Origin of the sequence: Acinetobacter halobius, from assembly GCF_044130335.1 — a bacterium.
Taxonomy (GTDB): domain Bacteria; phylum Pseudomonadota; class Gammaproteobacteria; order Pseudomonadales; family Moraxellaceae; genus Acinetobacter.
On the sequence record NZ_JBIQOD010000007.1, the window covers coordinates 1 to 12,153 of the forward strand.

Annotated in this window: 12 protein-coding genes and 1 riboswitch; of the genes, 6 read left to right on the forward strand and 6 right to left on the reverse strand. The window is 39.5% G+C overall.

The window, feature by feature from the left end; translation table 11 throughout:
* Positions 1–259: 259 nt before the first annotated feature.
* The 5 genes from ACE01U_RS07865 to ACE01U_RS07885 all read right to left on the reverse strand — a co-directional run bounded on the left by ACE01U_RS07865 (position 260) and on the right by ACE01U_RS07885 (position 5,730).
* Positions 260–820 (reverse strand): lytic transglycosylase domain-containing protein, encoded by a 561-nt coding sequence (locus ACE01U_RS07865; RefSeq protein ID WP_395579126.1) that lies wholly within the window; start codon positions 818–820, stop codon positions 260–262.
* 338 nt (positions 821–1,158) lie between these two features.
* Positions 1,159–2,358, reverse strand: a complete 1,200-nt coding sequence (locus ACE01U_RS07870) for an acyl-CoA dehydrogenase family protein (protein ID WP_395579127.1) — start codon at positions 2,356–2,358, stop codon at positions 1,159–1,161.
* 17 nt (positions 2,359–2,375) lie between these two features.
* Positions 2,376–3,671 (reverse strand): acyl-CoA dehydrogenase family protein, encoded by a 1,296-nt coding sequence (locus ACE01U_RS07875; protein ID WP_395579128.1) that lies wholly within the window; start codon positions 3,669–3,671, stop codon positions 2,376–2,378.
* Positions 3,672–3,893: 222 nt separating this feature from the next.
* Positions 3,894–5,267, reverse strand: a complete 1,374-nt coding sequence (locus tag ACE01U_RS07880; RefSeq protein ID WP_395579129.1) for an ABC1 kinase family protein — start codon at positions 5,265–5,267, stop codon at positions 3,894–3,896.
* 157 nt (positions 5,268–5,424) lie between these two features.
* Positions 5,425–5,730 carry a hypothetical protein gene (locus tag ACE01U_RS07885; protein ID WP_086210648.1) on the reverse strand — a complete coding sequence of 102 codons (306 nt, stop codon included), beginning with the start codon at positions 5,728–5,730 and terminating at the stop codon, positions 5,425–5,427.
* Between the two features lie 192 nt (positions 5,731–5,922).
* Here ACE01U_RS07885 and ACE01U_RS07890 point away from each other — a divergent pair, with 192 nt between their 5' ends.
* The 4 genes from ACE01U_RS07890 to ACE01U_RS07905 all read left to right on the forward strand — a co-directional run bounded on the left by ACE01U_RS07890 (position 5,923) and on the right by ACE01U_RS07905 (position 9,146).
* Complete coding sequence (locus ACE01U_RS07890; RefSeq protein WP_086210647.1) at positions 5,923–6,345, forward strand: lysozyme inhibitor LprI family protein; 423 nt, start codon at positions 5,923–5,925, stop codon at positions 6,343–6,345.
* A 105-nt stretch (positions 6,346–6,450) separates the two neighbouring features.
* Entirely contained in the window at positions 6,451–7,461 is a 1,011-nt protein-coding gene (prmB, locus tag ACE01U_RS07895) for a 50S ribosomal protein L3 N(5)-glutamine methyltransferase (protein WP_395579202.1), read from the forward strand.
* 15 nt (positions 7,462–7,476) lie between these two features.
* Complete coding sequence (gene aroC, locus ACE01U_RS07900; protein ID WP_395579130.1) at positions 7,477–8,568, forward strand: chorismate synthase; 1,092 nt, start codon at positions 7,477–7,479, stop codon at positions 8,566–8,568.
* 68 nt (positions 8,569–8,636) lie between these two features.
* A complete protein-coding gene (locus ACE01U_RS07905) occupies positions 8,637–9,146 on the forward strand; it encodes a GNAT family N-acetyltransferase (RefSeq protein ID WP_395579131.1) in 510 nt (169 codons plus the stop codon).
* Here the strand turns inward: ACE01U_RS07905 and ACE01U_RS07910 are convergent.
* Positions 9,143–9,922: a uracil-DNA glycosylase family protein gene (locus ACE01U_RS07910; protein ID WP_086210660.1), complete on the reverse strand. Its 780-nt coding sequence runs from the start codon at positions 9,920–9,922 to the stop codon at positions 9,143–9,145. The two genes, ACE01U_RS07905 and ACE01U_RS07910, sit on opposite strands and share 4 nt — an antisense overlap.
* A 153-nt stretch (positions 9,923–10,075) precedes the next feature.
* A riboswitch (glycine riboswitch) is annotated at positions 10,076–10,162 on the forward strand.
* A gap of 133 nt (positions 10,163–10,295) precedes the next feature.
* On the opposite strand from ACE01U_RS07910, the gene ACE01U_RS07915 reads away from it, so the two are divergent.
* Positions 10,296–11,540, forward strand: a complete 1,245-nt coding sequence (locus tag ACE01U_RS07915) for a D-amino acid dehydrogenase (RefSeq protein ID WP_086210644.1) — start codon at positions 10,296–10,298, stop codon at positions 11,538–11,540.
* A gap of 193 nt (positions 11,541–11,733) precedes the next feature.
* Complete coding sequence (locus ACE01U_RS07920; protein WP_395579132.1) at positions 11,734–11,961, forward strand: hypothetical protein; 228 nt, start codon at positions 11,734–11,736, stop codon at positions 11,959–11,961.
* Positions 11,962–12,153: the final 192 nt, after the last annotated feature.

Consider the following 12,153-nt stretch of genomic DNA (forward strand, 5'->3'; position numbering starts at 1 on the left):
ACCTCTTAGCGCTGATGGTAGTGTGGCGTTTGCCATGTGAGAGTAAGTCATCGCCAGCTCATTATTCAAAAGCCCCCTAACGATTAAGTTAGGGGGCTTTTTTTATTATGTGGTTAGTGAAATATAGAGGAAAGAAGAAGAGATCAGAAACCATATAGTATAAAAAATTTATATTCATGCATGATCTAAAAGGATTATTCAAAAGTTAAAGTTAATGAATTTCCATGTGTCTCAATTCAAAGATCAATGTTTGAAAAACTTATAAGGCTCCTTTTAGGCTTTTTTGATGCTCTTTCACTTGTTTAGCATATTTTTTTCCTTGGCGTTTCATCTTCCAGCTTGAATGGTAGCCTGTTGGACCGACATTATAATAAGCCAAAGCTTTGGGCCAACTTTCTGCTTTTTGGTTATAGTTAGAGAGAATGTACGTGCCACAATTAATATTATTAACTTCCTCAAATAAATCGCCAGGGCAAGTTTGTTGCCAATAGCGTGGGATAACTTGTGTTAAGCCAATAGCACCAGCAGGGGAAATAGCATAATTACGGTAACTAGACTCTTGTCTTATAACAGCCGCAATTAACAATGGATCGACATTATAACGATCAGCACTTTGCACAATGATTGGCGCAACACGCTGTGCTGTAGTTGCTTCAACAGCATATGCCTTTTGAATACCATTGGCTAATTTTGCTGAACGCTTTTCAACAGAACCACCACCGAGCGATGAACAGCCTGTAAATATTAAAGCTGTTGTTAAAATTAAAACAGATTTGGTTCTAATTTGAGATGTGGGGAGGGATCTTTGAAAATTCAACAAGCTGCATATCCGTTGGTTTTAGCATTTGAAATGATCATATTCATCAGGTAAAGCACAGTCAACCCAGTGTGAGAGATGCTCTTTTATGGATTTGTTAAATTTGCCTTTTATTTAAGCAATATTTTCGATGTTAGGCAAGCACGCTGATTTCTAATGCTCTTAACATGATTCCATGACATGAAAGATAGATACAAATAGATTGTATCTAAATAGCCTAAGTAATCATAATGTCAGTTCATTTGTGTCTATGGGGGGACAACTTTAGATGAGCTAATATTTTAGCTAAACGCTTTTGGATGAAAGGCGATAGTTTTAGTTATCGCCTTATTAATATTGAATTATTTTAATTCGCTGGATGACTTGCCTAGTTCACGGCGCGCGATAATGAGTTGCTGAATTTGCTGAGTTCCTTCAAAAATATCTAGAATTTTAGAATCTCTTGCCCATTTTTCTAAAAGCTCATCTTCGTTATAGCCGACTGTTGCTGCAAGTTCGACGCACTTGAGTGTAATTTCATTACAGATCCGGCCAGCTTTAGCTTTTGAGATAGAGGCTTCTTTTGAGTTCGGTTTTTTGTTATCTGCCATCCATGCGGCTTTTAAGGTCAGTAAACGTGCCGCTTCCCATTCGGCTTCCATACGATAAATTTGACTCTCAATATGAGTCGTCTGTAAGTATGGCGTTATGTATTGAGGATCTAAATAATCGCTAAAAATCTCTTTAATGCGTTCTAGTGAGGCCTTGGCACAGCCTATAGCCATTGCTGCAACGAGTGGACGGGTATTATCAAAAGTTTCCATCACACCAGCAAAGCCTTTAGTAGCATCTATTTCAGCATTGCCAAGTAAATTGCTTGCAGATACGCGGCAGTCGATTAAACGAATAACTGCGGTATCAGAGGCTTTGATTCCTAGCTTATGTTCTAAACGTTCCACTGTCATGCCAGCAGTTCCTTTAGGAATCACAAAAGACTTGATCGCTGAACGCCCTAACTTTTTATCCAGTGTTGCCCAAACAACGATGGCATCGGCACGATCACCAGAAGTCACGAAAATCTTTTCACCATTTAAGATGTAATCATCGCCATCTTTTGTTGCTGTGGTGCGAATAGCCGCTGAGTCCGAGCCACAGTTTGGTTCAGTGATTGCCATGGCCGCCCATGTGTTTTTGAAGCGCTCCAACTGCTCTTCATTGGCAACAGCGGCTATTGCTGAATTTCCCAGCCCTTGACGGGGCATTGATAGAAGTAAAGCGGTATCTCCATAGCACATTTCAATGACACTTAATGCGGTGGAGAGATTGACACCATTTTTATTGCCTTGTTCATTGGTACCCCGCTTACCAACAGCGGCCCCTGCGTTCATACCTTCACCACCTTCATTCATACCATCGACTAAGGATGCCAACATATCCAGTTCTTTAGGATAGCTATGTTCAGCTTTATCGTATTTTCGGGAGATAGGGCGAAGTACATTGATTGCAACTTGGTGGGCTTGGTCAATCAGCAATTTAAATTTCTTAGGATTTTGTAAATTCATGCCAGTTTTCCTTTTTATTATGCATGTAGACCAGAGTGAACAATTGCTGTTGCACGTAAATCACGATACCAACGTTCGACAGGGTGTTCTTTGGTGAATCCGTGCCCACCTAAAATCTGTACACCATCAGTGCCAATTTTCATGGCTTTTTCGGCGCAAAGTAAACGTGCTAAATAGGCTTCACGGTGAAATGTCTGCCCAGATTCAGCTAGACTTGCTGCATTTAGGATAAGCATACGCATGGCATCAATTTCGATGGCCATATCGGCAATCATAAAAGCAACACTTTGACGGTGAGAAATGGGTTCACCAAAGGCGGTGCGTTCATTGGCATATTCAATACAATATTTTTTGACTGCTTCACATGTGCCGACCGCCATTGCACACCACATTAAATTGCCGAGGTCTAAAAAAGCAGTGTAGTTGAAGTCTTCATCACCTAAGCGTAAAGCAGGGGTTTGATTAAAAATTAAAGTTGCTGTTTCGGTGGCTTTGAGCCCCATAGCGGGAGATTTTTTAAACTGAATACTTTCATCGCGTCTGAGAATAAAAACTTCAGCTTGACCATTAAGTTCGGCACTGACAAGGAAAATATCTGCACTTTCAGCCAATAGCACCAGTGTCTTTTCGCCTTGAATAAGATACTGGCCATCACATGAAATGGCTTTGGTTTTTAACTGGTAAGGATTAAAAGCAGGCGTAGCTTCTTGAATTGCAAAGCTAGCGCGAATGCTAACGTCTTGCGCAAAACTGTTCAAATATAAAGCTTGTACTTGCTCAGAACCCCATTGTGTAATGGCATTAATCACACTAAAGGTAGAGAGCATACCCGCAGCTAAACTAAAATCACCTTTGGCCAAATGCTCCGCAATAAGTATATTACTCAGAATATTTTTTTCAGATGCAATACCGCCGAGTGCTTCAGGCAAAGCATAAAAGTTTAGACCTAGGTCTTCGATATATTGCCAAAGTTCTGTTGGAAAAGTTTCATTTTGATCGGCACTGGCGGCTAATGGGTAAAGTACATCTGCAGCGAATTGAGACATGGTGTCGATGGTCATTTGCTGATCTTCTGAATAGTTCAGATCAAACAATGATTTTTCTTGATTGTTGAGCCGCTGTTTATGCAGATCTGTATTGGCTTTAAAAGCTTTTTGTGTTTTTGATAGGGTTTTAAAGCTTGCTTTTGAGCCTTGATAAAGTGATTTTTCTACAAACTTTCTAAGTTTTAATTGGTCAAGTACGTCGCTACTTGCCATCTTTGTGATCAGTGATAAGCCAAATCCCTGCGCTTTATTTACCATATTTGTCATTATTTTCATCCAGCAGAATTATTCTGTATTTTTATGCTGACATAGCGGAACATGAATGACTATGTCATCGCTGACATGATGTATTGTCAAAGATAAACGGTAGATGGTGTGTTTTAAATTCTTCTAATGATTTGTTTTTAAACTTTTTTATTAAATCGTTGGAAATTAAATTTATTGACTAATTGACCAAAATGACATTGCGTCATTTTGGTCATGCAGCTTTTAGATGAACTTTTCAACCATTGCGCGAACATTGGTTTTCGCTTCAATCACTGTCATAAAGGTATAAGCACCGATGAATTTACGGCTGATAAACATAAATTCTTTGGGTGGAACACTGAAATAGCGAGACGCCATCGACTTAGACGCTTGTTGCATGACACGGCTATGAAGTTGGCTAGCTTTCCAGTCATAAGCAAAGTGTTCATCCATAACACCAGTAGGTAAGTCAGGATTGTTACTAGGACTGCTGAATGCTTCAGTTGCAAGTAAAAAGACTTTAGCCATATCCGGTTTAATGCTTTGAGGGATAGAGTCGAAAAATTCATAGCCTGTCATTGCTTGAACCATTTCTTCACTATTGTGGTTAAATCCAGCATGAATGAGCTTGCGTGCAACACCGAGTAAGTGTTCATCAAACTGTCGAATTGCACCAAAGTCAAGCAGAACGATTTTATCCAAGATGTCATTGCCATTACCTAAGCGAACCAGATAGTTACCAAAGTTCGGATCGGTCTGCATTTCACCCCATTCAAAAATCTCGCGTACCGCAATTTCAAGTGATGCTTCACCAAGTTTGTTGCGACGTTCTTGCGGTAGAGACAGCATGACGGGGCTGTTAATCGGCACACCACGTTCAAAGGTCATGCATAACACTTGGTCTGTGCAATAGTCATCAATAATTTGTGGCACGATGTAGCGTGGGTCTTCTTTTAAGCGAGCAGCAAAGCGGCGTGTAGTTGCAGCCTCAATTTTATAATTCACTTCACGGTGCATCATTTCACGGACTTCGTCGAACCATTGATCGAACTCACGTGTTTGCGGCACCATGCGTGTCAGTTTAAGCATATTTTTGAATAGGCTCATGTCTGAGTCAATGGCTTCAGCAACGCCTGGGTATTGAATTTTTAATACCACCTCTAAACCATCAGACTTACGTGTTGCGCGGTGCACTTGTGCAAGTGATGCAGTGCCTAAAGGTTCGTGGTCGATGGTTAAATCATCCAGTTTAGAACCCAATTGGCTGTGTAATTGCTGTTTAATCGCAGGCCATGCTAAAGCGACTGTTTGATTGTTTAGAGTATTTAACGCTTGTGTGATTTCTTCTGGTAAAAAATGTTCACCATATAGCGCCATCATTTGGCCAATTTTGACGATGGAACCTTTAAGCTTGCCAATTTCAGATACCAAATAATCGGCTTGTTCTTTCATGGCTTTTTTGCGTTTTTTTTCTTTTTCTTCTTCACTAGAAAACATAGACGTTGCGCTAGAAGCTGCCCAACGTGTTCCAGCAAGCAACGAAGCTTTGGCAATCGATAAACGACGATCCATAGAGGAGGTTTTCAGTTGTTTAAGCTTATCGTTGTGATCTGACATAATTCAGTAAAATCCTTTCATCAGCAAGGGCAGCACTTAAGATTGTAACGGATAATATCGTGTATTCACGTATTAAAAAAGTTCAACTTGCTGAATAGCGAGTTAAAAAAGCTTATAAGTGTCAGATAAGTACTTAAAAATAGCTCAACCTGAGGTTTTACATGCGAAATTGGATTTTAAGTTTGTTCTTCTGAATCAGTTCATTTTTATGCGTTTGAATGTGTTGTAGAATCATTTCTTGCACAGGTTGGTGCATAAAACCGTGTGCATAACCTTTAACAATAATGATGCTTGGTAGACTAAAAAAGAAATATTTTGCATCTTCAACGGTCGCGCAGTCAAAGATACCTTGTTGTTGTAGTAGGTTTTGAAAAAAAGCTTTTTCAATGTCGACGTGGTTATTTTCAGTGTCATTCCAATAACGCTCACGCATCGCCATTAGATTATTGTGTTTATAACTCATAGGTTGGGACGTAATCAGCAAAATAATTCATTTCATAATAAAGCCATTTGATCTGATTTCAATGTAAAGCCTGTGACTTCATGTAAAAGTAAGGATGTGGAAATTTTATAAGTGTTTAGTATGTTCATACAAAATAGGATGTTATATTAAAGCGTTGCAACGCGTAGATGTTGTGAATGATTAGATTAAAAAATGATTAAAGAACATTTGTTTTGGGGAATGGAATTGAAACAGATATTAGGTCTACTCCTTGTAATGGGATTGTGCGGTGGTTCAGCCTTTGCGATGGGTCCAAGTAAAGAATATGAAATATGTATGAAACAAACGGGTAATGTATTGAGTGAGATTGATACATGCATGAGTAAAGAATATAAAGTACAAAAAAAACGCTTAAAAAAAGTGTTCAAAATATATTTAGACAAAACCCCTACTAATGAGCAAGCTTTGGTTAAACAATCTCATCAGCAATGGCTTGAGCAGCGTGATCAAATTTGTAATAACAAACCCATTGTGAAAAATGAAAAGACTGAAGTTCAGCGGATTTCATGTCTGATGCAAATGACACAAACCCGTGCAGATATGTACGAAGCACGTACAGGCAGTATAAGCAAATAAGTGCAAAGCGTATGAAAATGTGTTTGCTGTGCATCAAAACATTATAAATCATAGAAAAACAGGGTATCATAAGGCGTTTTTACAATGACCTTGGAGACGCCTTTAGTGGATCGCCCGACTATTAGCCCTGAACATATACAGGAAGCCGCTGAAAACTTAAGTACAATTCGTGATTTTATCCGTTTTGGAGTGACAGCATTACGTCAATACGATGCACATTTAGGTCAAGGTACAGAAGACTATTTTGCTGAAAGCTCAACGTTGGTGTTACAGACTTTATCTTTAGATTGGAATGCGGATGCTGAAATCTTAGATTCAAAGTTACTACCAAGTGAAAAAGCAGAAGTTTTAAGTTTATTAGAACGTCGAATTAATGAAAAAGTACCGACTTCGTATTTGCTTAATTTGGCATATTTTGATGGCAAACCATATTATGTCGATGAACGCGTACTGATTCCACGTTCACCGATTGCAGAATTGATTCAAAACCGTTTTGCACCTTATTGCTTAGGTGAAAATGGTCAAATGGGTGAGGCAGTCAATAACTTGCCAGAAAATCCAAATCCAAAAACACCACAACGTATTTTAGATATGTGTACGGGTTCAGGTTGTATCGCGATTGCTTTAGCTTATGCCTACCCAGATGCTGAAGTGGATGCAACTGATATTTCTAAAGAAGCTTTAGAAGTGGCTCAAATTAACTCAGAACACCACGACAAACAGTATCAAGTGGCTTTACTTGAGTCTGACTTGTTTGCCAAAATTCCTGCTGAAAATCAATATGATCTCATCGTGTCGAACCCACCTTATGTGGATGCTGAAGACATGGCAGACTTACCAGAAGAATTTCACCATGAACCAGAATTGGCACTGGCAGCAGGTCAAGATGGCTTAGATTTGGTTCGTAAAATGTTAGCTCAAGCACCAGATTACTTAACTGAAGATGGTCTCATCGTGATTGAAGTGGGTAATTCTGAATGGGCAATGCGCCAAAACTTTAATACCGTTGATTTTTACTGGTTACAGTTCAAAAAAGGCGGTACAGGAATCTTTGCATTGACTGCAGCTCAGTGCCGTCAATTCCGTGATTTATTCATTCAATCTGTTCAAGCATAAAAGGAGTCGTTGGACATGGCAGGTAATAGTATAGGGCAACTCTTCCGTGTAACGACTTGTGGTGAATCTCATGGTGTAGGCTTAATGGCGATTGTGGATGGTGTTCCACCGGGTCTTGAGCTTACAGCAGACGATTTGCAAAAAGATTTAGACCGTCGTAAGCCGGGCACCTCGAAATTTGCCACGCAGCGCAAAGAACCTGATGAAGTTGAAATTATTTCAGGTGTGTTTGAAGGTAAAACAACAGGTACACCAATTGGTTTATTGATCCGTAACACCGATCAAAAATCCAAAGATTACGGTAACATTGCACAAAGCTTCCGTCCGGGACATGCAGACTATACTTATACACAAAAGTACGGTTTCCGTGATTACCGTGGCGGTGGTCGTTCGAGTGCGCGTGAAACGGCTATGCGTGTGGCTGCGGGCGCGATTGCGAAAAAATATTTGGCCGAAAAGTTTGGTGTTTTAATTCGTGGTCATGTGACCCAAATTGGAACTGAAGTTGCTGAAAAATTGGATTGGAATGAAGTACCCAATAATCCTTTTTTCTGCGGTGATGTCGATGCCCTACCGCGTTTTGAAGCATTGGTGACTTCATTGCGTGAACAAGGTACCAGTTGTGGCGCAAAGCTTGAAATTTTGGCTGAAAAAGTACCTGTAGGTTGGGGTGAGCCTGTTTTTGACCGTCTAGATGCTGACATTGCCCATGCCATGATGTCCATTAATGCTGTCAAAGGGGTTGAGATTGGTGATGGTTTTGCCGTTGCTGGTCAGTTCGGACATGAGAGCCGAGATGAGTTAACCACAGATGGCTTCCTCGCGAACCATGCCGGTGGCATTTTGGGTGGTATTTCGAGTGGTCAAACCATTCGTGTTGCAATTGCGCTTAAACCAACAGCATCTATTACTACACCAGGTAAAACGATCAATATTAATCGTGAAGATACTGACGTATTAACCAAAGGTCGTCATGACCCTTGTGTGGGTGTACGTGCGGCTCCGATTGCAGAGGCAATGCTTGCGATTGTTTTAATGGATCACTTTATGCGCCATCGTGCTCAAAATGCAGATGTTGTTGCCCCATTTGCGCCGATTGAATGCTAGAGAATTTTCTTCCTATTTAAGAAAGTACATATTAAAGTCAGACTTCGGTCTGACTTTTTTATTTGAATATGAAAGACAATATAATTCGTTTGGTAAAATTAAATGATATTGAAAACGTTGTAGATGTCATCAATATTGCCTATCGTACCAACCAAGGTTGGACACATGAATTTAATGTTGTTGCTGGAGATCGTATATCTTCAAAGCAGTTAAAAATCGAACTACAAAAAGAAAATTTTAAGCTCTTTGTTTTAGAAGCGGATGGTCAAATTTTGGGGTGCATTGGCTTAACCGAAGATGTTGACTCTATTGAAATTGGAAGTTTTGCAATTTTACCTATGCATCAAAATTCAGGTTATGGAAAGAAATTACTCAATTTTGCAGAAGTTTTTGCTAAACAAAAGCAACATATTGTTAGGTTAAACATGTCGGTCTTAAATGTAAGAAAAGAATTGTTAGCATATTATGCACGTCATGGTTATCACGATACTCATAAGACGGAATCTTACCCATTGGATGCCAATGTAGGACAACCTTTGATTAACCTTCATTTGGTCTTACTGAGTAAGCAAATTTAGAGTTCGAGTCTTTCTAATTTTTCAATTAACTGTTGTTTCGCTTGATCAATTTTCTCAGGATTAGTTTTGTTGGACAGTTGATCCTTGGTTTTTAAGTTTAAAAAGTATTGAATCCTTTCTGCATTTGCGCCAGAAGGATGGGGAAAACCATCTAAAATTTGGTTTCGGCTTAAATAGCCTAAGCTAGATAAATAATGTAAAATTTCAATCACACTTTGGCCCAAAGGGATATACAACGCATCGGGTAGATTTTGAATTTGGGGAATAAAATAGTGCTCTACATGCTGTCTCAAAAAAGCATTTCTAAGCATATTCGGTGATGTTCCTGTGTAATTCTTGCCATTATTCAATATGCACTGCCTGAGTAGTGAGCTGTGTTGTACCAAATGCTGTTGCTGTAAAAAAAGCTCAGCGGTCGTTTCAATGCGAAGTTTTTCATGCAAACCAACATGATCCAAAATTTTAATCAGGTTTTGCCGAAGTGGACCACTAAATGCACCAGTTGCTTTGGCAATACTAAGTGCTTCACTATCAGAATAACCTTGTTGTAGTGCATCCTTACAAGCTGTCACAGCATTTCGCCATTGTAGTTGTCCTGGCGCTATCCCCACGAGCACGATTTTGGCATGAGGATTGATGGTATCAAAAGGTGCATAAAAGCTCTGGAGTGAATCAAATGTAGTTATTCGAAGTAAATTAGAGCTGAATAATTTCTGAAGACTATGCTGTTGAATAACTGTTTTATAGTCTGAAAATTGAGCATTTGGAAGAGTCATATTTTGGAGCATAAAGCAGGAATTTATCCATTATAGTGCAAAGTTCATTATCATATTGGATCAATGTGGATCGTAATAAACGACAATATAATACTTTGAGAGTAGTTTTAAATTTCATGATTACATGGTATATAAATTGCTCATAGAATAATAAGCATTATTGCAGGAGAGAAATGTTCTGCATTCGCCGAAGGAGCAACGACCCCGGAAACTCTCAGGCAAAAGGACTGTAATAATGAAAAAACTCTGGAGAGAAGTGTTCAATCACTCACCGAAGGGGATGGTTTAAAGCTTCATGGGAAGTTTTAGATCGAAGCTCTCAGGTACACATGACAGATGGGGTTTGACATCAAACAATAAAAAGGAGGTGTCTATGTGTCATGTCGTTGTCATTGGTGCTGGAATTACAGGCGTCACAACTGCGTATGAATTAAGTTTACTTGGCTATCAAGTGACCGTTGTTGACCGTCATCTATTTCCAGCCATGGAAACTTCTTTTGCAAATGGTGGACAACTGTCTGCATGCAATGCTGAAGTTTGGAACCAAAAATCGACAGTGCTGAAAGGCATGAAATGGATGTCTCAAAAATCTGCGCCGTTGTTGCTGAATCCATCTTTTAGTGTACATAAATATGCATGGTTGATGGAATTTCTAGGCAATATTAAACATTATGAGACCAATACCCACGAAACGGTCCGCTTAGCTCTATTGGCTCGTCAGCGCTTATTTGAAGTTGCTGAAAAAGAGTCAATTGACTTTAACTTAGAGAAGCGTGGAATTTTACATTTTTATCATAATAAACAAGACTATGACGTTGCTATTCGCGTCAATGATATGTTGAATAAAGGTGGGCTTGAACGTTGCGGTGTAAGCAATGAAGAAATTAAGCAAATTGAGCCGACCCTGACTGGTGACTATTATGCAGGATTCTACTGTGAAGGTGATGCCACGGGTGATATTCATAAGTACACCACAGGTTTGGCAGAAGTCACCCAAAGATTAGGTGTAAAATACCGTTTTGGGATGGATGTAACGGATATTCAACATCTATCGACGGGTGTTGAGGTGAAATTACAACCGAGTTCTGAAAATGTAGAATTGGCACCGAATGATGTTGAGATTTTGGCTGCCGATGCTGTTGTGGTTTGTGCTGGTGTAGGCAGTTACCAACTGGCAGAGTTAGTCCAAGAACGTGTCAATGTCTATCCAGTGAAGGGTTATTCGATTACCGTTATGTTGAATGACGAAGAGAGTCAGCAAAATGCACCATGGGTAAGCTTGCTGGATGAAAGTGCAAAAATCGTCACTTCACGTTTAGGTAAAGACAGATTCCGTGTAGCGGGAACAGCTGAGTTTAATGGCTATAACCGTGATATTCGAGCGGATCGTATTCAGCCTTTGGTGGACTGGACTAATCGTAATTTTAAAGTCTCGACAGAGCATGCGGTACCTTGGGCGGGCCTTCGACCGATGATGCCGAATATGATGCCAGTGGTACGCCGTGGAAAATTAGAGCGTGTGTTCTTTAATACAGGACATGGGCATTTAGGCTGGACGCTATCTGCTGCGACAGCAGCCATGATTAGCCAAGAGGTTGCCACAGCTTATCCTGTTTAAGCCAAAGGTTGTATTGGGTTATATGAGAAATGATAAAAACAAACTCAAGTCGGACTTGTTTTTATCATTTTGACTTAATGATGTTATAATTCTGCCTTAATTTCAAAAGATTGCTCACAAACTAATACTTTAAACTGCATCAAAAATACGTAGTATGGTTTCAGGTAATTGATGACTAATTCGAAGGTGAATAATGATTAACATGAAAATGGCTTTGGTGATTTTGGCTTCTGCAACGATGATTTCACTTGCGGCATGTAGCGATAAAAAACAAGAAGCTGAACAAACAGCAGTGGAAAGTTCAGCAACCGAAACACCAGTAACCAATATTGAGGTGAGCCCTGACATGATTGATGCTGCACCTTTAGAGTCTGAGGAGGCAGGTGCGTCAGTGCCAGTAGCTGCTTCTGAAGCAAAATAAGCTCACTATAGAAAAGCCTCCTGATTTGGAGGCTTTTTTAAATGGGCAACTTTTTTTTACAAATGATATAAATTTAGAGCATAAATAAAAAATAATATTGAAACGCCACCTAACAATCTATACAGTTTGTTTAGTAAATATTGTCAATGCAAAATGACTTCTATTCAATGAGTATTTGAAGTCTAAAGGACA

What these genes read in the sequence shown, in the direction of transcription:
- ACE01U_RS07905 (WP_395579131.1), top strand. Translation starts at nt 8,637, where the DNA reads ATGAAAGACAATATAATTCGTTTGGTAAAATTAAATGATATTGAAAAC.
- ACE01U_RS07910 (WP_086210660.1), bottom strand. Translation starts at nt 9,922, where the DNA reads ATGACTCTTCCAAATGCTCAATTTTCAGACTATAAAACAGTTATTCAA.
- ACE01U_RS07875 (WP_395579128.1), bottom strand. Translation starts at nt 3,671, where the DNA reads ATGACAAATATGGTAAATAAAGCGCAGGGATTTGGCTTATCACTGATC.
- ACE01U_RS07890 (WP_086210647.1), top strand. Translation starts at nt 5,923, where the DNA reads ATGATTAAAGAACATTTGTTTTGGGGAATGGAATTGAAACAGATATTA.
- ACE01U_RS07920 (WP_395579132.1), top strand. Translation starts at nt 11,734, where the DNA reads ATGATTAACATGAAAATGGCTTTGGTGATTTTGGCTTCTGCAACGATG.
- aroC (WP_395579130.1), top strand. Translation starts at nt 7,477, where the DNA reads ATGGCAGGTAATAGTATAGGGCAACTCTTCCGTGTAACGACTTGTGGT.
- ACE01U_RS07880 (WP_395579129.1), bottom strand. Translation starts at nt 5,267, where the DNA reads ATGTCAGATCACAACGATAAGCTTAAACAACTGAAAACCTCCTCTATG.
- ACE01U_RS07885 (WP_086210648.1), bottom strand. Translation starts at nt 5,730, where the DNA reads ATGAGTTATAAACACAATAATCTAATGGCGATGCGTGAGCGTTATTGG.
- ACE01U_RS07870 (WP_395579127.1), bottom strand. Translation starts at nt 2,358, where the DNA reads ATGAATTTACAAAATCCTAAGAAATTTAAATTGCTGATTGACCAAGCC.
- ACE01U_RS07915 (WP_086210644.1), top strand. Translation starts at nt 10,296, where the DNA reads ATGTGTCATGTCGTTGTCATTGGTGCTGGAATTACAGGCGTCACAACT.